Source organism: Actinoplanes sp. NPDC049681 (assembly GCF_044465265.1).
Lineage (GTDB): Bacteria > Actinomycetota > Actinomycetes > Mycobacteriales > Micromonosporaceae > Actinoplanes.
This window is the reverse complement of record NZ_JBITLP010000001.1, coordinates 1,000,308-1,019,215: the sequence shown is the minus strand read 5'-3', so window position 1 is coordinate 1,019,215 and position 18,908 is coordinate 1,000,308. Positions and strand designations below refer to the sequence as shown.

At 69.8% G+C, this 18,908-nt stretch carries 18 protein-coding genes; 5 read left to right on the top strand and 13 right to left on the bottom strand.

Annotated elements, in window-relative coordinates:
- Positions 1–1,328: 1,328 nt before the first annotated feature.
- Positions 1,329–2,453: a type VII secretion-associated serine protease mycosin gene (gene mycP, locus ACIBO8_RS04680; protein ID WP_396113688.1), complete on the top strand. Its 1,125-nt coding sequence runs from the start codon at positions 1,329–1,331 to the stop codon at positions 2,451–2,453.
- A 58-nt stretch (positions 2,454–2,511) separates the two neighbouring features.
- Complete coding sequence (locus ACIBO8_RS04675) at positions 2,512–3,138, top strand: Maf family protein (RefSeq protein WP_396113687.1); 627 nt, start codon at positions 2,512–2,514, stop codon at positions 3,136–3,138.
- A 44-nt stretch (positions 3,139–3,182) separates the two neighbouring features.
- Here ACIBO8_RS04675 and ACIBO8_RS04670 read toward each other — a convergent pair whose 3' ends face one another.
- From ACIBO8_RS04670 to ACIBO8_RS04655, 4 genes are all read right to left on the bottom strand, one after another.
- Positions 3,183–3,923, bottom strand: a complete 741-nt coding sequence (locus tag ACIBO8_RS04670; protein ID WP_396113686.1) for a polysaccharide deacetylase family protein — start codon at positions 3,921–3,923, stop codon at positions 3,183–3,185.
- Between the two features lie 83 nt (positions 3,924–4,006).
- Positions 4,007–4,762, bottom strand: coding sequence for an ABC transporter permease (locus ACIBO8_RS04665; RefSeq protein ID WP_396113685.1), 756 nt, complete (start codon positions 4,760–4,762; stop codon positions 4,007–4,009).
- A 3-nt stretch (positions 4,763–4,765) separates the two neighbouring features.
- On the bottom strand, positions 4,766–5,716 hold the full coding sequence (locus ACIBO8_RS04660; protein ID WP_396113684.1) for an ATP-binding cassette domain-containing protein: 951 nt from the start codon (positions 5,714–5,716) through the stop codon (positions 4,766–4,768).
- Positions 5,717–5,797: 81 nt separating this feature from the next.
- Positions 5,798–6,355, bottom strand: coding sequence for a PadR family transcriptional regulator (locus ACIBO8_RS04655; protein ID WP_396113683.1), 558 nt, complete (start codon positions 6,353–6,355; stop codon positions 5,798–5,800).
- A 65-nt stretch (positions 6,356–6,420) separates the two neighbouring features.
- Here ACIBO8_RS04655 and ACIBO8_RS04650 point away from each other — a divergent pair, with 65 nt between their 5' ends.
- Complete coding sequence (locus tag ACIBO8_RS04650) at positions 6,421–8,172, top strand: acetyl/propionyl/methylcrotonyl-CoA carboxylase subunit alpha (RefSeq protein ID WP_396113682.1); 1,752 nt, start codon at positions 6,421–6,423, stop codon at positions 8,170–8,172.
- Between the two features lie 341 nt (positions 8,173–8,513).
- Here ACIBO8_RS04650 and ACIBO8_RS04645 read toward each other — a convergent pair whose 3' ends face one another.
- The 4 genes from ACIBO8_RS04645 to ACIBO8_RS04630 form a co-directional block, all read right to left on the bottom strand.
- Positions 8,514–9,092 (bottom strand): GGDEF domain-containing protein, encoded by a 579-nt coding sequence (locus ACIBO8_RS04645; RefSeq protein ID WP_396113681.1) that lies wholly within the window; start codon positions 9,090–9,092, stop codon positions 8,514–8,516.
- A 428-nt stretch (positions 9,093–9,520) separates the two neighbouring features.
- A complete protein-coding gene (locus ACIBO8_RS04640; protein ID WP_396113680.1) occupies positions 9,521–9,850 on the bottom strand; it encodes a hypothetical protein in 330 nt (109 codons plus the stop codon).
- A 99-nt stretch (positions 9,851–9,949) separates the two neighbouring features.
- On the bottom strand, positions 9,950–10,666 hold the full coding sequence (locus tag ACIBO8_RS04635; RefSeq protein WP_396113679.1) for a hypothetical protein: 717 nt from the start codon (positions 10,664–10,666) through the stop codon (positions 9,950–9,952).
- Positions 10,667–11,373: 707 nt separating this feature from the next.
- Positions 11,374–11,772 (bottom strand): hypothetical protein, encoded by a 399-nt coding sequence (locus ACIBO8_RS04630; RefSeq protein WP_396113678.1) that lies wholly within the window; start codon positions 11,770–11,772, stop codon positions 11,374–11,376.
- Positions 11,773–13,363: 1,591 nt separating this feature from the next.
- Between ACIBO8_RS04630 and ACIBO8_RS04625 the strand changes: the two genes are divergently transcribed.
- Entirely contained in the window at positions 13,364–14,251 is an 888-nt protein-coding gene (locus tag ACIBO8_RS04625; protein ID WP_396113677.1) for a VTT domain-containing protein, read from the top strand.
- Positions 14,252–14,255: 4 nt separating this feature from the next.
- Here the strand turns inward: ACIBO8_RS04625 and ACIBO8_RS04620 are convergent, their stop codons facing one another.
- Positions 14,256–15,656 (bottom strand): NAD(P)H-quinone dehydrogenase, encoded by a 1,401-nt coding sequence (locus ACIBO8_RS04620; RefSeq protein ID WP_396113676.1) that lies wholly within the window; start codon positions 15,654–15,656, stop codon positions 14,256–14,258.
- Positions 15,657–15,761: 105 nt separating this feature from the next.
- Here ACIBO8_RS04620 and ACIBO8_RS04615 point away from each other — a divergent pair, with 105 nt between their 5' ends.
- The gene (locus ACIBO8_RS04615; RefSeq protein ID WP_396113675.1) at positions 15,762–16,223 is read left to right on the top strand and encodes a gamma-glutamylcyclotransferase; all 462 of its coding nucleotides are present in this window, start codon (positions 15,762–15,764) and stop codon (positions 16,221–16,223) included.
- Here the strand turns inward: ACIBO8_RS04615 and ACIBO8_RS04610 are convergent.
- From ACIBO8_RS04610 to ACIBO8_RS04595, 4 genes are all read right to left on the bottom strand, one after another.
- Positions 16,220–16,504, bottom strand: coding sequence for a GNAT family N-acetyltransferase (locus ACIBO8_RS04610; protein WP_396113673.1), 285 nt, complete (start codon positions 16,502–16,504; stop codon positions 16,220–16,222). The two genes, ACIBO8_RS04615 and ACIBO8_RS04610, sit on opposite strands and share 4 nt — an antisense overlap.
- A gap of 33 nt (positions 16,505–16,537) precedes the next feature.
- Positions 16,538–17,047, bottom strand: a complete 510-nt coding sequence (locus ACIBO8_RS04605) for a hypothetical protein (protein WP_396113672.1) — start codon at positions 17,045–17,047, stop codon at positions 16,538–16,540.
- 124 nt (positions 17,048–17,171) lie between these two features.
- Positions 17,172–17,909 (bottom strand): hypothetical protein, encoded by a 738-nt coding sequence (locus ACIBO8_RS04600; RefSeq protein WP_396113670.1) that lies wholly within the window; start codon positions 17,907–17,909, stop codon positions 17,172–17,174.
- Between the two features lie 41 nt (positions 17,910–17,950).
- Positions 17,951–18,907, bottom strand: coding sequence for a hypothetical protein (locus ACIBO8_RS04595; protein ID WP_396113669.1), 957 nt, complete (start codon positions 18,905–18,907; stop codon positions 17,951–17,953).
- Between the last annotated feature and the right edge of the window lies 1 nt (position 18,908).

Genomic DNA, 18,908 nt, shown 5'->3' with positions numbered 1-18,908 from the left:
CACTTCGAGGTCGTCCAGGGCTGGCGTCGCACGGCGGACCTCACTCTGGCGCACCTAGGGCAGGTCACCAAATATCGGGATGACTTGGCCAGCGTATGGCCCCCGTCGAAGAGCGCAGCGTCAGCTTCATACATCGAGCGCTTGAATCAACTGATCGCGGATCTGCAGGCCACACATGAAGCCGCATCGGCTAACTACACGGCGTTCTCGACCGTGACGCTGACGCTGAGCTTGGCTCGCACAAAACTCAAGCCGATCCTGGAGCAGTACGAGACCAACGAGCAGTTGAACCTCGACTGGCAAGCCAAGCAGGATGCCGCGAAGGCGCAGGCACCAGCTCCGCTGGCACCTCAGTTCGCAATGCCCCCGGTGCCGACGGCCCGCCAAGAGCAGCTGAACAATGAAGCCCGCGTCATCATGTACGACCTGAGCAACACAGTGATCAGCGGACGCGCGGCGCTGGTGAAGCCGAAGCCGTACGACCCAAGCCACAATGGCGACAGGACGGACGAATCCAGAAGGGGCAGCGATGACAGCGGCTCCAGCTTCGTCGCCCCGCCGATCATCCCGCCGCCGGGCGGTGGCTCTAATCAAAATGCCAGCTCCAGCGTTAGCCACCCGCAAACTCCGACCTCGTTGGCACAGCACCCGACGACGGCTCCGAGCGGCATCGGAGCGGGAGTGGGGGCTGGAGCAGGAGCGCATGGTCCGGTGCTTGGGGGCATCAGCCAAAGCCCGGTGATTACTCCGGCCGCCACAGGGCTTCCGACTCCGCCAATCACGAGTCCAACGCCGGGCACACCCGGCTTGGTACCGGGAGTAATCGCTCCTAATGGGCGGCCGCCGCTACTTACGCCAGAAGGCGTGACTTCCAACCTGGTCAAACCGCCCGGAAGCACGCCTTTCAAGTCGAGCGTCCCACTTGGTCCCTCAGGGCGCATGGCGATGCCCTCCGGCACTGTGATCGGTGAACCCGAGGGGTTCGTCGGCCAAGTTCCAAGCAGTTCGGGCGCGCCCCGAGGAAGCATTACAGCCCGCCCCAATCCCGTCGGCGGGGTAATTGGCCAGCCCAGCCCAGGGCAGGTTGGGGGCCCAGCTGCACGCGGAGCAACTGCAGCGAGACCCGCAGCCGGCGCCGGAGTTTCGTCGGGCCAGGGCAGTCATCTCCTGGGCCAGCCTGGGCGTCGAAGCGACGGAACCGAGAGATCTGAAGGCAACCAGTGGGATCCCGACAATCCATGGGCCACGGATGAAGGTGTAGCTCCGGTCCTCCTTCCTCCCTCAGCAGCTGGACCGATAGATCCTGGGCCCGCCATCGGCTTGAGTCGATGATCGCTCGGAAACTCGTGGCCGGCGCCTTGGTCGCCGTCATCGGCAGCGTTTCACTCAACGGGTCTCCGGCCTTGGCGGACGAATGGCGTGACAGGCAGTGGCACCTTGATTACCTGAAGGTTGAGGAGGCCCACCGACTAGCCAAAGGGAGCGGGGTCACCGTCGCTGTCATCGACTCCGGGGTGGCCGACCATCGTGATCTGGCCGGCTCCGTCTTGCCTGGCAAGGACTTCGTCAAGACCGGCGGGAATGGGCATACAGATCTTACCGGACACGGCACAAGCATGGCCGGGTTGATCGCCGCCCACGGAGAAGGCGATCGAGGCGTTCTTGGCATTGCGCCCGAGGCAAAAATCTTGCCTATACGAGTACTCGGGAGAGGGTCGAGCCAGGTCAATTACGGCCCCGCGCTCGAATACGCCATCTCCAAGGGCGCCAAGGTGATCAACATGTCGCTCGGCGGAACCGTAAATCCTTCCACTATTCGTGCCATCAACGCCGCCAAAGAGGCAGATGTTGTGCTTATTGCCGCCGCCGGCAATAAGCCGGAAGACCAAGGAGTTATCGCCCCCGCGATACTCGACGGCGTCTTGGCAGTCGGCGCCACGGATCGCAAGGGCAATCTTGCGACCGTCTCGGTGACTGGACCGGCGATCGACCTAACAGCACCGGGTGCTGACATGACCACGACTAACAACAAGAACGACTACGCATTCGAACAGTCGGGTACCTCGGACGCTGCCGCTGTCGTGTCCGGTGCTGCGGCCCTTCTTCGTAGTAAGTATCCCGACATGACCGCCGAAGAGGTGGTTCAGCGCCTCGAGGACACCGCCACCGACAAGGGCCCGCCCGGCGTCGATGACGAGTACGGCCACGGCATCGTCAACATCGTCGCGGCGCTGAAAGGCTCCAACGTCCCCGCCTCAGGCCAGCCAAGCAACCCCGCCCCCACCGCGTCCACACCTCCGACGGCTCCCACGCAAACCGCCCAAGCCGCCCCCGACCCCGACCCCGCAAGCAACAACACCCCCCTCATCGTGGGCGCCGCGATCCTCGCCCTCCTCACCGCCCTGACCGGCATCATCTGGATCCGCCGCCGATCGACGAACCGCCCCACCTGACCCTCCACCGCGAGCCGGACAACCCACCCCCACCCAGCAGCTTGTACCGTAATTCCCCGTGCAGAATCACGACGGTTACCGGCTAGTCCTCGCCTCCGCCAGCCCCGCGCGGCTGGCCCTCCTGCGGTCGGCCGGATTCGACCCTTCCGTCCAGGTCAGCGGCGTGGACGAGTCCGTTGTCGACTCGACCGATGCCGCCGAGCTCTGTCTCGCGCTGGCTCGGATGAAGGCGAGGGCCGTCGCCTCCACCATGGCTCCGGATCCCGATGTGCTCGTTCTCGGCTGCGACTCCGTTCTTGCCTTCGACGGGCAGGTTCTCGGTAAGCCCGCGAACCCTGCCGATGCCGTACGCCGGTGGGTGGCGATGCGGGGCCGGTCCGGGGTGCTGCACACCGGGCACCATCTGACCGATCTCAGCGGCAAGCAGGCGGAGGAGGTCGGCGCCACCGTCGTGCACTTCGCGGACCTGAGTGATGCCGAGGTGGAGGCGTACGTCGCCACCGGGGAACCGCTTCACGTTGCCGGGGCCTTCACCATCGACGGGCTCGGCGGGGCCTTCGTCGAGCGGATCGAGGGGGATCACGGGAACGTCGTGGGGCTTTCGCTCCCGCTGTTCCGGCGCCTGCTCGCCTCGTTCGGTGTCAGTGTTCCGCAGCTGTGGAAGGCCCAGCAGGACGCTCCCTAGCGCCGGCGGCCCGTCAAGGCTGCGGAAGGCCGGGAAGACACCCCCTAGAGCCGGCGGCCTGTCGGATCGGTGAAGACGTATCCGCGGCTCTTGTAGTAGCGGATGATGTCGTCGAGCGCACGGACGGTGTTGCCGCGGTAGAGCGGGGCGCCGCCGCCGTCGTGCATCAGGATGATCGGGTGGTTGCGGGTCGTCGTGGCGTCGTCGTAGATGTGCTTTTCGAAGGCTTTGTCCGGGCGCCTGGGCTGGCTCCAGTCGTCCGTGTCGATCGTCCATTGCACCGCGGTCATCCGGCGGGCGACCGCGAGCTCCTGGGTGGTGGACGTGGCGTGCCCGCGGGGTGAGCGGTAGAGGCAGGGCCGCTCCCCGGTGGCCGCGATGATCGCCGCGGTGGCCCGGTCCATCTCCGCGGCCTGCTCCGCCTTACTCAGCGGCGGCATCTCGGGGTGGCTGTACGTGTGGTTGCCGATGGCGTGGCCTTCGCGGACGATCCGGCGGGCGAGCTCGGGGTAGGTCACCACGTTGGCGCCTTTGAGGAAGAAGGTGCCGTGCACCTTGTGCCCCTTGAGCACCTCGAGGAACTGCGGCGTGTACGCCGACGGGCCGTCGTCGAAGGTCAGCGAGATGGTCTTCGGGTACGTGGCCGGTGTCGTCGTGAGCCGGTCCGGCAGAGCTCTCGCGCACGTGGCAGGAGCGGCGGCGGCCGAACCGGGGTGCGAGGCCGCGACCCCGGCGAGGATGAGCGTCACCGTGGCGGCGACGCGGCGCGACCAGGCGGTGATCATCGGCGGTGTCCCTCGGTCAGCGTTGCCATGGCGTACCTACCATCGGCAACGCTGACCGAGAGTTCACCGAAGGGCCGAAGTGATCACCGCACGCTGCGGGCGAACGATCGCGCCGCCCAGGTGACCGCTGCCACCGCCAGGACTGCCATGATCAGCAGGCCCTGCCAGACCGCGGGGGCTCCCAGGTCTCCCCGGAACAGGGCTCGTGTCCCGTCGACCGCCCAGGAGAACGGGTTCCAGTCCGCGATGCCCTGCAGCCAGCCCGGGGCGAACGTCAGCGGCAGCAGGATCCCGGAGAGCAGCAACACCGGCTGGGCGACCGTGTTCATCAGCGGGGCCAGTGCGTCCTCACTCTTCACCGCCAGTGCCACGCCGTACGACACGGCCGAGGTCATGAGCGAGATCAGGGCCAGCATCAGGTACGCCAGGAGCAGGTTGCCGAGGAACACCCGCAGGTCGAACACCAGCGCCAGCAGGGTGATGATGACCGCCTGGGCCAGCAGGGACACCGTGTCGCGCAGGGAGCGGCCCAGCAGCAGGGCCAGGCGGCTCACCGGGGTGACCCGGGAGCGTTCGATGACGCCCGCGCGGAGCTCCGCGATGAGGCCGAAGCCCTGGAAGAGGCCGCCGAAGATGGCCAGCAGGACCAGCAGGCCGGGCACGAAGATCTCGTACGCCTCGGCGTTCGTCCGCACCCCGAGGGCCGGCTTGAGCAGCGGCGCGAACAGCAGCAGGTACATCACCGGCTGGAAGACGCCGACGAAGATCCAGACTGGGTTGCGCAGCAGCAGGAGGGCCTGGCGCTGGAAGATCAGCCAGGTGTCGCGCAGCAGCTTCATCGCTCAGTCCTCCCGCAGGGATCGGCCGGTCTTGGTCAGGAAGACGTCGTCGAGGCTGGGGCGGTGCAGCTCGATCGTGCCCAGCCGCACCTGGGCGGCGTCGAGGGCGCGCAGCACCAGCGGGATGGCCGAGGTGCCTTCGTCGACGTAGAGGCGGACGCTGTCGTCGTGGGTCTCGAGTTTGTTGACGAACTCGGCCGAGCCCAGCGCCTCCGCCGCGAGGGCCGGGGAGGCGACTCCGACGCGTACCACGTCACCGGAGATCTCCCGTTTCAGAGCCGCCGGCGTGCCGGAGGCGACGATCTCGCCGTTGTCCATGATGGAGATGCGGTCGCAGAGCGCGTCCGCCTCGTCCAGGTAGTGCGTCGTGATGAAGATGGTGATGCCTTCGGCGCGCAGCCGGCGGATCTCGTCCCACATGTGGGCGCGGCTCTGCGGGTCGAGCCCGGTGGTCGGCTCGTCGAGGAAGACCACCTTGGGGTCGTGGATGATGCCGAGCGCGATGTCGACCCGGCGGCGCTGACCTCCGGAATACGTCTTGCACTTGCGGTCGGCGTAGTCGGCGAGCTGGAAGCCCTCGAGGACCCGCTCGGAACGCGCCAGCGCCTCCTGTTTGGAGATGCCGTAGAGGCGGGCCTGGAGCACGAGCTCCTCCCGGGCGGTGGAGTCGTCCCACGTCGCTCCGCCCTGGGCCACGTAGCCGATGCGGCGGCGCACCTCGGCCGGGTTCTTGAGCAGGTCGGCGCCCGCGATGACGGCGCTGCCGCCGTCGGGTTCGATCAGGGTCGCCAGCATGCGCAGTGTCGTGGTCTTGCCGGCGCCGTTCGGGCCGAGGAACCCGAAGATCTCGCCCTCGTCGACGGTCAGGTCGACGCCGCGTACGGCCTCGACGGTCTTCTTCTCCTTGCCTTGGCGGGACGTGAACGACTTGCGCAGTCCCCGCGTTTCGATCATCTCGGCCCCCAGTCGTGGGCAGGCAGGTGCCCGCCGCCGGAAGGCAGCGTAGGTCCGTCAAGCCTGACTAGTCAAACTTGATTACTGGGCCGGGAAGTACGGCGTCTCCGCCTCGATGAGCCGCGCCACCCGCTCGCACCAGCGGATCTCGGCCTCCGCCCGGTCCATCGCCAGCTCCCACATCCAGCTGACGTACACCGGCTTCTGCTTCGCCCACTCCGAGCCCATCGCGGCCGAGAGCTGCTTGTTTCCCGCCGAGAGCTGCATCGCACGGTTGCGCAGCGCGGCCACGGCCTCCTCCCGCGGCATGGCCGGCAGGAACGAGAAGGCCGCCATGAACGGGTCCGGCGCACCGGCGAGGTTCCACCAGTTGCTGCGCAGCAGGGCGTGGAACTCGTCCGTGCCCTTGTCGGTGATCTCGTACGTCGTGCGGGCGGGCCGCGCACCCACCTGCTCGGTCGCCACCTCGCGCAGCAGTCCCTCCTCCGAGAGCTTGCGAAGGCCGTGGTAGATCGAGCCGGGCTGGACGTTCGCCCACTTGTCGGCGCTCCAGCTGAGCAGCTCGCGGCGGACGTCGTAGCCGTGGACCGGCTGCATCCACTGGACGACGCCGAGGATCATCATGCGGGTGGCGGACATGCGCTCAGCGTAATAACCAAACTTGACTGAGCGCGCGGTCGCGGCCTGAGGATAGGCTCAGGCCCGTGCGCAAGGTATTGATCGCTAATCGCGGCGAGATCGCCGTCCGTGTCATCCGTGCCTGCAACGACGCGGGCCTGATCAGTGTCGCCGTCTACGCCGACAGCGACCGCGACGCGCCACCCGCGCGGCTCGCCGACGAGGCATGGGCTCTCGACGGCGAGACGGCGGCGGACACCTATCTGCGTATCGACAAGCTCCTCGACGTCGCGGCTCGCAGCGGTGCCGACGCGGTGCATCCCGGCTACGGCTTCCTCAGTGAGAACGCCGACTTCGCTCAGGCCGTACTCGATGCGGGATTGACCTGGATCGGACCCACCCCGGCGGCCATCCGCGACCTCGGTGACAAAGTCACCGCCCGGCACATCGCGCAGCGGGCCGGCGCGCCGCTCGTGCCGGGCACGGCCGAACCGGTGGCCGGCGCCGACGAGATCATCGCGTTCGCGAACGAGCACGGGCTGCCGGTCGCGATCAAGGCGGCCTTCGGCGGCGGTGGCCGCGGCCTGAAAGTGGCCCGCACGCTGGAGGAGATCCCGGCCCTGTTCGAGTCGGCGACCCGCGAGGCGGTGGCGGCGTTCGGCCGCGGCGAGTGCTTCGTCGAGCGCTACCTCGACCGGCCGCGGCACGTGGAGGCGCAGGTCCTGGCCGACACGCACGGCAACGTCATCGTCGTCGGCACCCGCGACTGCTCGCTGCAGCGCCGCCACCAGAAGCTGGTCGAGGAGGCGCCCGCGCCGTTCCTCACCCCCGAGCAGCGCGAGCGCATCCACGCCAGCGCCAAGGCGATCTGCCGCGAGGCCGGCTACCACGGCGCCGGCACCGTCGAATACCTGGTCGGCCAGGACGGGACCATCTCGTTCCTCGAGGTCAACACCCGCCTCCAGGTCGAGCACCCGGTCAGCGAGGAGACCGCCGGCATCGACCTGGTCCGCGAACAGTTCCGCATCGCCGACGGCGAGGCGCTGGCCCTCACCGCCGACCCCGAGCCGCGCGGCCACTCCATCGAGTTCCGCATCAACGGCGAGGACGCCGGCCGCAACTTCCTGCCCGCTCCGGGCAGCGTCACGGCCCTCACCTGGCCGTCCGGTCCGGGCGTCCGCGTCGATGCGGGCGTCGAGGCCGGCAACGTCATCGGCGGCAACTTCGACTCCATGCTGGCGAAGATCATCGTGACCGGCGCCACCCGCGCCGAGGCGCTCGACCGGGCCCGGCGCGCGCTCGACGAGACCGTCATCGAGGGCATGGCGACCGTGCTGCCCTTCCACCGCCTCATCGTGCGCGACCCCGCGTTCACCACCGAGCCGTTCACCGTGCACACCCGGTGGATCGAGACCGAGTGGTCCGGCGGCGTGCCACCCTTCACCGCCGCGGCCTCCGCGACGCCCGAGGCCGAAGAGCGCCGCACCGTCGTGGTCGAGGTGGGCGGCAAGCGCCTGGAGGTGCGCCTTCCGGCCGATATAGGTACGGGCACACCCGCCACCAACCGCACCACCGCCCCCCGCCGCCAGGGCACCCGCACGGCCGCGGCAGCCCCCGGCGGCGCCGCCGCCCTGACGGCCCCGATGCAGGGCACCATCGTCAAGGTCGCCGCCGCGAACGGTGACACCGTGGCCGAGGGCGACGTGATCGTGGTCGTCGAGGCGATGAAGATGGAGCAGCCCCTGCAGGCGCACAAGGCGGGCACGGTCAACGGCCTGACCGCCGAGGTGGGCAGCACCATCACCGCGGGCACGACCATCTGCACGATCGACGACTGAGCCGACCGCCGGGCTGAAGGTGCAGCGTCAGGCCGCCTTCGAGCGGTCTGCCGCCGGGCGTTAGGGCGGCGTCAGGCCGCCTTCGGGCGGTCTGCCGCCGGGCGGTAGGGCGGCGTCAGGCCGCCTTCGGGCGGTCTGCCGCCGGGCGCTAGGGCGGCGCCGGCCGCGTTCGGGCGGTCTGCCGCCGGGCGCTAGGGCGGCGTCAGGCCGCCTTCGGGCGTTCTGCCGCCGGGCGTTAGGGCGGCGTCAGGCCGCCTTCGGGCCGTCTCCGGGCCGGGGCGCCTCGGCCCGGTCGCGTCCGCGCTCCTTGGCCCGGTAGAGGGCCGCGTCGGCGGCCGCCATCAACCCGGGCACGTCGGTGGCGTGATGCTGAGCGTGGGCGCACCCCCGGGCGAGCCGGTCGCGACGGCGAGGGTCCGACGCATCCGCTCGGCCACCCGGCCCGCCGCGGCGCTGCCGCCCCGCACGATGAGGGCGAACTCGTCGCGGTCGAGCCGAGCGGCGAAATCGTCACCGCGGGCCACCGTACGCAGCGCGCCGGCGACGATCCGCAGCACCTCGTCGCCGGCGGCGTGCCCGAAGGCGTCGTTGATCGCCTTGAACCGGTCGAGGTCGACGGCGAGCAGCGACAGCGGATGCCGCGCCGGGTCGGCAACCTCGTCCTGCAGGTGCCGCTCGAACGCCCGCCGGTTCGGCAGCCCGGTCAGCGGGTCGGCGAGCGCCTGACGCCGCAGCTCGGTCACGAGCCGGTCCACCCGGCCACGGAACCAGAGAATGACCACGGTGGCCATCACCACCGCCGTGATCAGCGCAGCGGCGTCGACGATCGCCGCGGCAGCCGGCTTCAGGGTGAAGACCACCGCACACTCCGCCGCCGACACGGTCACCAGCACGATGATGATCAGCGGTCGGCGCAGCAACGTCGCGGCGTACAGAACGGGCAGGAGAAAGAAGAGCTGCCCACCCGCGCTCGAGTCGCCGGTGAGCAGGTCCAGCCCGGCGGTGAGAGCGACGCCGACGAACGGCGCGGCGCTCCCGACGGTGGCCGGGATGCGATGGGCCCACCGCCGGCAGCAGTACCCCGATGCCCGCCGCGGCGAGCTGGTCGAACCGAGTGGCGCCGGCCGCGCCCGGAATCAGCGCGGTGATCCCCACGAAGGCGGCGGCGGCAACCAGGAACAGCGGAAATGCCCGCTCGGCGTCGGGCCGGACGGTGGTCAGGTTCGCCGTTGGCGCGGGGCTACGTTCCACGCCCGTTCGATCGGCGGGCAGCCGCCGGAGCGAAGTAGATCATCGGGATGCAGCCGCGGAATGACCGCGTGGCACCCGGCCGCTCCGGGCGACGGCCCTACGCGCGCCCACGTTGGTTACGGCCCGGCAGAGGTGCGCCATGGAGGAACGCCTCGTACACGTCGCGGACGTCATCGTCGATCATCGGCCGGATATTGCTGTAGCGGGTGTCGGCCCGGTCGCGGTGCGGACCCGAGAGCCAGTACTCCTCGTCGGTGTCGAGGTCGTAGAAGTTCGCGTCGAACATTCCCGGCCAGCGGCGAAGGGTCTTGCCGTGCCAGTACGCCGTCTTCCAACTCCGGTTGAACCGCACCCAGCTGATCCAGGCCGGCCCCTTGTCGGTGTCGTAGCCCGTCTTCACCTGCACGAACATCACCCGGTCAGCCATGGCCGACATCATGGCAATTGATTCTGCCGACACGCAGCCGCATTTCGCGGCCGGAAGGGTGCGGGGTTCCGCGGCCGTCCGAAGATCGAGGCGATCTCCTCATCCTGAGTCGCCATGGCGCCGTGCGGAGACGGCGACGCACGCGACCGGCATCGGCCCTTCGCTGGAGGGCGACGGGCGCAATGTCAGGACCTGGACGCCGGCATCGACGACCTCGTGGCCGGTGACGTCGTCGTGGCCGGTGCGCTGCCAGCAGAGACCACCGTTCAACCGGCGCCGGACCTCGTCGCGGTGCTGTCCGAGCATGATCGAACCGACGCCCGTTCCCGGGGTGACGAGGTACGACGAATCCGCCGGCGTCGCGTCCGCACCGCCCGGGAAGAAGACGATCTCGCCGTGCATCTCATGCCCGGGCCCGAACGCCGTGACCGCCTCGACGCACGCATCCGGCTGCGAGGAGGGCGTGTACAAGGCGATCGCGCCGTCGGCAAGGAGCCAGCCCGAGCCGTCGTCAGCGGCGACCTCGATGCCCGCAGCCCGCAAGTCCTTCAGGACCCCCGCCACCGTGCCGCTGAGGTGAACGCCGCGGTAGTGCAGGCCGTCCGGGTCGGGGATCTCGATCAGATACAGGCCCTCGTCGTCGGAACAGGTGAGCATGAGCGTGCCGGCTTCGTACTGATCTGTCAGGTCCGACGTGGGGCTGCGGCGGAATGCCCGATGCGCTCCCAGGAGCGCTTGCAGCTCGCTCCGTGCGGTGCCGAACCGCAGCGGGCCGACTCCGGAACCGGGATCGACTTCCCATGATCGCTGCGACACGCCTGGATGGTACGCAGCCGTTCGATCCCGCCCGCTCGACTGACTGCACACGGGCGCCTTCCGGCGCCGATGGGGCCGATCGTGAACAGGCCTGGGAGGGCGGGCCGCCGGTACGGGACCGAATGCTTCGATCATGCGGTTCTTCTGTGTCAGAGGGCTCCAGGCCGCGAGGCCGACCGGCAGCCGAATGCTTGATCGAAATTCCCCCGAAGCACACCCGCCCCGCGGAGACGTCGGGCAGAGGGTGCCGAAACAGACCGCTATCGCAGATCACCTGGCGGACGCACGTTGCAGATCATTCGACGGAGGACACAGGCATTGCCCTCGTTGTGGTGAGAAGTTGTACGGGTTCAAGAGCGCGACACACGATGAAGCCCCGGAGCCGCTGATGAAGCCAGCAGATCCGGGGCTTTCTCGTTGCCTGAGAACTCTTCACCAGGACGCCTCCGACCGGGCGCTCGGGCGCTCCGGGATGGGGGTGCCATCCCGTCACCCTTCGTCCAGGCGAAGCCGAGCAGGGCCTGCCTGGCTAAGGTCGGTCAGACATAGGGTGCTCCACCTCGACCAGGCAGGCAATGTCCGCTCCACAACGTGTGGACGAAGGCCGACGGGATGGCGGGTGAACGGTGGGGCCGCTCAACCGATCGCTCATGCCAGGCGGTGTCCTCGGCGCCGCAGTAATCACTCAGTGTCTGGCCGTGTTGTGCCTAACAACGCGCAACATCAATGACACCATTTCCGTTGTCATCCCAAAGGTCCTGGGCGACAAAATTGTCCGTCGAAATCCAGCCCTTGTTGTTCGTGCCGCCCACTCGAACGTAAAACCAGAGATGACCGTAAATGTTATACCGCTGGCACTGCCACCAAATTATCTCGCCGCCGTGGAGGACGACGCCGGTGTTATCGCACGTCGAGTAGGGAGCCTTCTTGAGGTGCCAGTTGCCCGCAAGCACGATCCCTGACCCATCGCCATTCGCGTGTGGGCTACTCGAACCGATACAGTCGTCGGAGGCGTGCGCCGGCGAGGCGGCGACAACGCCGAGCCCTGCGGCTAGCAGTACGGAGGCGAGCGCCACACGTAGCGCCCGGGTGTTGACCAAATGCATTAAATTACTCCGTCCTTGTAGGCCGTACCGCCTAGTCGTCTTGCGCTGCCGGGCGACGCTAACATGGCCGTCATAGTGTTGTCAGTGCTGCACCGACAAGGCGGCAACCATCGAAGCATGACGCTACGGATGCGCTTCGCAGCACAGCGTAAAAAGGTTCATCCCGCTCTGGGTGGTGGCTCGCGAAACTGCTGTAATCGACGTGCTCCCTAGCTGTCAATCCATTCACAGGCGACCATCCACTGTTCACGCAGTGGAACTTGTGCTCAGCATTGCCCACCCCGCGGACAGGACGGAGAAGCGAACCCGCAAGGCGTCGGCGGCACTGTGATGAGGCCGACCCTCGGCGCGTAGGCGCAACTTCGCTGCAAGCGCTGTCGCGCAGGCAAGAGAGGCCGGAGTAGGTGAGACCGAGCGGGTCGGGGGTCTCCCACCCCGGGCCGTACAGCAAGGTACAGCAGCGGAACGAACCGGACCGACCCCAGCTCAACCGCTATACGGCTCGGACCTGCGACCACGTCGGTACGCGAGTGCGTCGCCTCTAATCCTTCGCAATGAGGTCATCTGGGGGCCCCTCGATTAGAGGACAGATGCACGCACGAAATCAGTCCTCGCCGGACGGCAGGCCCCCGGGACGATGGCCAAGCGGCTCCGGTCGCATACCGCCAGGCCAGAAACGTTTCTACCGCGATGACCCTGGAGGCGACGGACGAGTCGGCATGTACGCCGGATAGTGCTTCGGTCCTGGGCTTGCCGATCAGCAAGGATGGACCTTCGGGAATCACAGGCCCCGCAACTCCCGTCGGCCGGCGCAAAATCAGCGGCGGTGGCGCCCCCGCTTGCTCTCCCGATCGCCAAGCCAACGTTCAGCCCGCGCTGCGCCAATCTTCCGATGAACGCACCTCCCGCCGAAGCCGGAAGGCTCAAGAGATGGTCCATATGCGTTCCTCTCACCGGGGCCGGCAAGAGCTGCGTGGAACGCTCGGCGCAAATCCGCAAGCATCACGGACCATGAGGTGCTTGCGGGTTCGGCATCCCTCGCAGCCCCTTCCGGAACGTTGGCCCGCGGCCGGATCCGGAAAGGGCTGGAGGATGCCCCACGTGCGAACGGTTGCACGACAGCGCCAGCGGGGTCGCGGGTCAGGAAGCCCGGGATCGAACCCAGGCCGCCGGAGGTTCACAAACGTTGACCAGCAACGGCCATCGATGCTGGGTTTGCCCAGGTCATGAACACGGCCTGGGAGGGCGGGCCGCCGGTACGGGACCTACCGACGGCCCAGGGGCGCATCGCACCCGGCGTGACCGGGTGGGCGCCGGTCGTCCGGGCGCCGAGAACGGGGGACCCGGCGTTCCGAACTGCCTCCAAGGTACGCGCGCCCGAGCCGCATCAGAAGCAGACGATCGCGGCGTGAATCAGGCGAGAATGGCGGAAAGCGCCCGCGTTGTGGACCACGCGTACGCCGCGGACGACGTACCGTGTCGGGCATCACCGTTAGCCGGGGTCGAGCGGGGCGCATGCTGAGCTCAGCCCATTCTCAGGTGCGAACACGGACAATGCCGTGGATCCTGGAGCCGTGAGGTGGCCGAGCCGATGACCGACCTGTTGACCGTCATGGCGACACCGGCGTGGGCCTATCTCGCTCTCTTCGGTTTCCTCGCCGTCGACGCCATGGTCCCGGTGGTGCCCACCCAGGCCATCATGATCACTTCTGGTGCGCTCACCGTCTACGGCAATCTCAACCTCGCGCTCGTCATCGCCGTCGGCGCCCTGGGCATGTTCGCCGGCGACTCCATCGCCTTCGTGCTCGGGCGGACGGCGGGGCACGTCGGCGGCAATTGGCTCAGCGAGCACCTCACCGCGCTGCGCAACCGGTTCGCGCCCCGGTCCGAGAACGGCGACAGCGCCGGGTCGCGCACCAAGCGGGCCGCCGAACGATTCACGCGGGGGCTGCGCAAACCCGGCCCGCTGGTGCTGCTGCTCTGCCGCTTCGTGCCGGGTGGGCGGATGGCGGCCGGCTACCACGCCGGCCGCGCCGGTTACCCGATCAAGCTCTTCGTGCTCTACGACGGCGGCGCCGCGCTGGCCTGGGCCACGTACGGCGGACTGGTCGGCCACGTCGGCGGCACCGCGGTGACCCAGTCGGCGTGGCGGCTGTTCGCGATCGCCGCGACCGCCGCAGTGATCTTCGGTACGGCCGGCTGGATCCTGGCGCTCTTCGGCGGCCGCAAGGACGCCGACGAGCCGGCCGACGAGCCGGCCGAAGCCGGCCCGGAGAGGGCCGAGGCCGACCGGAAGACGGCCGAGGCCGGCCGGTCGAAGACCCAGGCCGGCGGGCAGAAGCCCGACGCCGGCCGGCAAAGGGCCGACGCCGGCCGGTCGAAGACCGAGGCCAGCGGGCAGAAGGCCGACGCCGGCCGGGAGAAGGACGAAGCGGGCCGGGAGACGGCCGAGGCCGCCGACGAGCCCGCACCCCGATAGCGCGCTACTGCAGCTCGTGCAGCATCAGCTGACGGGCGGCCTCCGCGATCGAGCCGGACAGCGACGGATAGATCGTGATCGTGTGGGCCAGCTGGTCGACCGTGAGGTTGTTCTCGATCGCCATGGTGATCGGCAGGATCAGCTCGCTGGCCTTCGGCGCCACCACGACGCCGCCGACGATCTGGCCGGTTGCCGGGCGGCAGAAGAGCTTCACGAAGCCGTCGCGCAGCCCGGCCATCTTGGCGCGGGCGTTGCCGGTCAGCGGCAGCATCACCTGGCGGGCCGGGACCTTGCCGAGGTCCACGTCGTTCTGCGAGACGCCGACGGTGGCCAGCTCCGGGTCGGTGAAGACGTTGGCAGAGACCGTACGCAGGCGCAGCGGCGCGACGGCCTCGCCCATGGCGTGCCAGATCGCGATGCGCCCCTGCATGGCGGCGACGCTGGCGAGCGGCAGGACGCCCGTGCAGTCGCCAGCGGCGTAGATGCCCGGCACGTTCGTCCGGGAGACCCGGTCCACGGTGACGTAGCCGCCCTGGGCGACGTCCACACCGTACTCACGCAGGCCCAGGTCGGCGGTGTTCGGGACGGCGCCGACAGCCATCAGGGCGTGCGAGCCGGTCACCACGCGCCCGTCGGCGAGGGTCACCTCGACCCCGTCGCCCGTGTTGACCACCGAGTCGGCGCGGGACTGGTTGAGGATCGTCATGCCGCGCTCCCGGAAGACGCGCTCGATCGCCATCGCGGCGTCGGCGTCCTCGTGCGGCATGACCCGCTCGCGGCTGGAGACCAGCGTGACGCGGACGCCCATCGCCAGGTACGCGCTGGCGAATTCCGCGCCGGTCACGCCGGAACCGATGACGATCAGGTGCTCGGGGAGCTCGGGGAGGTCGTACACCTGACGCCAGTCGAGGATGCGCTCGCCGTCGGGCCGGGCGGTGTGCAGCACGCGCGGCGTCGCACCGGTGGCGATCAGGACGGTCGCGGCGTCCACCGCGTACGGGGAACCGCCGTGCGGGGTGATCAGCACCTGGTGGGTGTGGCCCAGGGTGTCCTCGCCCAGCCGCGCCCGCCCCTGCACCACGTCCACGCCGGCCTTGACGAGCTTGGCCTGGATGTCGCCGGACTGGGCCAGCGCCAGCTTCTTGACCCGTTCGTTGACGGCCTTGGCGTCGACCGTCACGCCCTCGAGCCCGGCCGACCGCACCCCGAACCGCTCGTTGTGGCGGTAGCCGGTCACCACCTCGGAGCTGGCGATGAAGGTCTTGGAGGGTACGCAGTCCGAGAGCACGCACGCGCCACCGGCGCCGTCGGCCTCGACGAGGGTCACGTCCGCGTCGAGCTGTGCGGCGACCAGAGCCGCCTCGTACCCGCCCGGCCCACCGCCGATGATCACGATCCGACTCACGTGCTCAACCTCCATTGTTACGTTTCGTCACTTACGTGACTGAGATGTGCCGACACGCACGCCTCGTATTCTCCCTCAACGGCCCGCCGGGCTATCGTCATCGCCGTGGGTCATTACGCCGCGTACGGCTCCAACCTCGATCCGGCCCGGATGCGGGCCTATTGTCCGCACTCGCCGATGGTGGGTGTCGGGTGGGTCGAGGGGTGGCGCCTGACCTTCGCCGGCGAGGGGGACATGGGCTGGGAGGGCGCGGTCACCACGATCGTCGAGTCCCCCGGCGACCGCGTCTTCGTCGCCCTCTACGACGTGCACCCCTGGGACGCCGCCCAGCTCGACGAGGTCGAAGGGGTGACCGCGGGGGCGTACCAGAAGCTCACCGTCCGGGTGTCGACGCTGGAGGGCGACCTGAGCGCCTGGGTCTACGTCTTCGACGGCTACGAGGGCGGCATGCCGACGGCGTGGTACCTGTCGGAGATCGCCAACGCCGCCGAGAAGGCCGGCGCGCCCGACGACTACGTCAACGACCTGCGCAAGCGGCCCACCCGCACGTCGTCGCCGGAGATCTAGATCACCCGCTGGTAGATGTTCGCCTCGTAGAGGGGATGCATCCCGACCGCCCGGTAGAGACGGGCGGCCCGCGTGGGGTTCGCCAGGTCCACCCCGAGCCCCGCGGCGGTGCGTCTCTTCCCGGCGTAGGCGGCGAACGCCCGGCGCAGGAGCGCCTCACCCACACCCCTTCTCCGGTACGCCCGCAGCACCGCGAGCGCCCGCACCCACCCCGACCGGTCCCCGGCGTTCGAGTCCGACGACTGCAGCACCCCGGCCCACGCCCCGTCGGCCAGCCCCACGAACCACTCGTCGTACGAGATGCTCGTCTCGGCTTATATCCGCGCGCGCCAGGTCTCGTAGTCGGTGGCGCGGTGGTCGCTGTCCTGGAACGCCTCCTGAATCGTGGCGTGGAAGCGGCGCATCTCGGCCTCGTCGTGCGGGCGGACCGGGCGGACGGTGATCCCGGCGGGCGGCGCCGGCGCGACGGGTGACACGCCGGCCAGCGACATCGTCATCCGGGCGTGCTGCTTGAGGAAGGCGAATCCCGCTCCGGTCAGCGCCTCGATCCACGGCTTCTCGGTGGGGACCGCTCCCGCCCGTACCGTATAAGGCTCGTGACCCAACTCGGCACCGCGCTCGGCGGCGCGGCCCAGCAGCAGGTCGAGCAGCGGACGCTGCGCCGGCTCACCGCGCCCGGGCCACACGTAGACCTCGACGAAGTCGCGGGGCCCGCCGTCGGCGTTGTGCGGATACGCCCAGCCGACGATGACACCGGCGGCGTCCAGCGCCACCCAGCAGTCCCGCGTCATGTCGGTGTGCGGGCCGCTGAGCGCCTCATGCATCTCCGCGGCGGCGAATGTCGGGCTCCCCCACCGCCGCGATGTCACTGGTGTGCGCGAGGGCGAGGACCTCCGGGCCGGCGGGTACGCCAGCCGGCGGGCAGCGCGGTCACGACCGAAGACTGCCCTATCGGGCAAGCCGATGCGACAGGGATTCCAGCAGACCGATCAGCTCGATGCGCTCGGCGCGGCCGAGGGCCCCGTACGCCTGCCCGGCCAGCGAACCGGCGACGGACTCCGCCCACATGAGACGCCGCACGATCGGGCCGGCCGGCGGGTACGGCGGCTGCCACCCGAACGCCACCGCGCCGGTCTCCCCCTCGGGCCCGGCGATGATGGCCTGCAGCGGCGTCAGGCCACTGGCCCGCACGGCGACGACGTGCACCCCGAGCCAGTGCTCGTGCAGCAGGTGCAGCAGAACGGCGGCCTGAGCGCCGGGCGACGCGTCCGGCACGGGCATCGCCCGCCACGCGGCGAACAGCGGCAGCCCGGCAGTGTCCACCGCGGACACGACCGCTTTGGACAGATCGAGCAGGCGGGCGAGCCGGGGGAAACCACCCAGCTCGTCGGCGCCCCAGCGGCACAACTCGTGCAGGTGCCATGTGGCGACCTCGACCGGCGGGGTGGTCTTCGCGGCCGCCTCCCAGCCGTCGGTCACGGCGTCCGGCGCGATGAAGCCGATGGCCGCCGCCACGGTCTCCGGGCGTACGTCACCGAGCGCCCCCGCGCGGGCCGACACGTGGTACGCCCACCCGGACAGCCCCATCAGCCGGGCGCGGCGCAGCGTCTGCGGGGACTCGGCGAACGCCCCGACGAGGGACGCGAGTCCCGGCCGGGCATTGGCGGCTGCCTGTTCGGGGGTCACCCGCCCGATTCTGCTCTTCCTGACCGGATCTGGAAAACCGGCTACTTCTCCGGTTCGTCGGCGTCGAGGTCCTCGAGCGCCGCCTCCACGTCGCCGACCCGCCGGCGCGCCGCCGAGGCATCGCGCTCGGCGGACCGCCGCTCCAGCTTGCGTCGCGACACCTCGGCCTGGGCGACGATCCGTTGCCGCTCCAGCTCCGCGATCTGCTCCTCGATCTCGTCGACCGCATGGCCGGCGGCGAGCTCGGCCTCCTCGGCGTTCTCCAGGGCGGCCTTGGCCTTGCGGTCCGCCGCCCGCGCCGCCACCAGCTCCCGTTGCAGCTCCCGGCGCTTGGCCACGCGCTCGGCCCGGGCCTTCTCCTCGGCCCGGCGGCGCCGCTCGTCCAGGGCGGTGACGGGCCTGGGCTGCTCCGCCTCCTCCGGCTCCGGCTCCCCGTCCGCCCCCGCCTCCCCGTCTTCTGCCTCCCCGTCGTCGTCCGCCGTGACCAGGCGCAGGCGGGGGCGGGGAACCTCGCCGAAGCCCGCGTACGTGGCCGCCTTCACCAGGCGGCCGCTGCGGACCTGCTCGGCGATCCGCGGCTCGGCCAGGGCCGCGCCCAGCGTCGCCTCGACCTCGGCCATCGGCAGCTTCGCGGACCGCAGCGACGGATCATCCTCGACCGCCAGCTGCTGCGCGGCCCGGACCAGCGCGGAGACCACCTGGCGGCGCTGGTTGGACAGCTCCCGGAGCTGGTCGCCCTGGAGGGTGCGCTGGGCCTGGCGCAGCGCGGTGGCCAGGCCGACGAGATCCTCGATCAGCTCGGGACGGCGCAGCGCCAGCAGGTTGACCAGCCAGGCCGCCACGGTCGGCTTGCGCAGGGCGGCGAGGCGCTTGGCCGCCTCCTTGTCGCCGGCCTTCTTCGCGGCGGCGACGGCGGCGGCCCGGCCCGCGACGAAGCCGTCCGGGTGCGACTCGTACAGCTGCCGGATGATCTCGTCGGTGCCCGGGGGCGCGGCCACG

Excerpts from the sequence above, each read along its gene's own strand:
- ACIBO8_RS04630 (WP_396113678.1), bottom strand. The coding sequence starts at position 11,772 with ATGCATTTGGTCAACACCCGGGCGCTACGTGTGGCGCTCGCCTCCGTA.
- ACIBO8_RS04625 (WP_396113677.1), top strand. The coding sequence starts at position 13,364 with ATGACCGACCTGTTGACCGTCATGGCGACACCGGCGTGGGCCTATCTC.
- ACIBO8_RS04670 (WP_396113686.1), bottom strand. The coding sequence starts at position 3,923 with ATGATCACCGCCTGGTCGCGCCGCGTCGCCGCCACGGTGACGCTCATC.
- mycP (WP_396113688.1), top strand. The coding sequence starts at position 1,329 with ATGATCGCTCGGAAACTCGTGGCCGGCGCCTTGGTCGCCGTCATCGGC.
- ACIBO8_RS04665 (WP_396113685.1), bottom strand. The coding sequence starts at position 4,762 with ATGAAGCTGCTGCGCGACACCTGGCTGATCTTCCAGCGCCAGGCCCTC.
- ACIBO8_RS04640 (WP_396113680.1), bottom strand. The coding sequence starts at position 9,850 with ATGGCTGACCGGGTGATGTTCGTGCAGGTGAAGACGGGCTACGACACC.
- ACIBO8_RS04605 (WP_396113672.1), bottom strand. The coding sequence starts at position 17,047 with ATGCATGAGGCGCTCAGCGGCCCGCACACCGACATGACGCGGGACTGC.
- ACIBO8_RS04655 (WP_396113683.1), bottom strand. The coding sequence starts at position 6,355 with ATGTCCGCCACCCGCATGATGATCCTCGGCGTCGTCCAGTGGATGCAG.
- ACIBO8_RS04660 (WP_396113684.1), bottom strand. The coding sequence starts at position 5,716 with ATGATCGAAACGCGGGGACTGCGCAAGTCGTTCACGTCCCGCCAAGGC.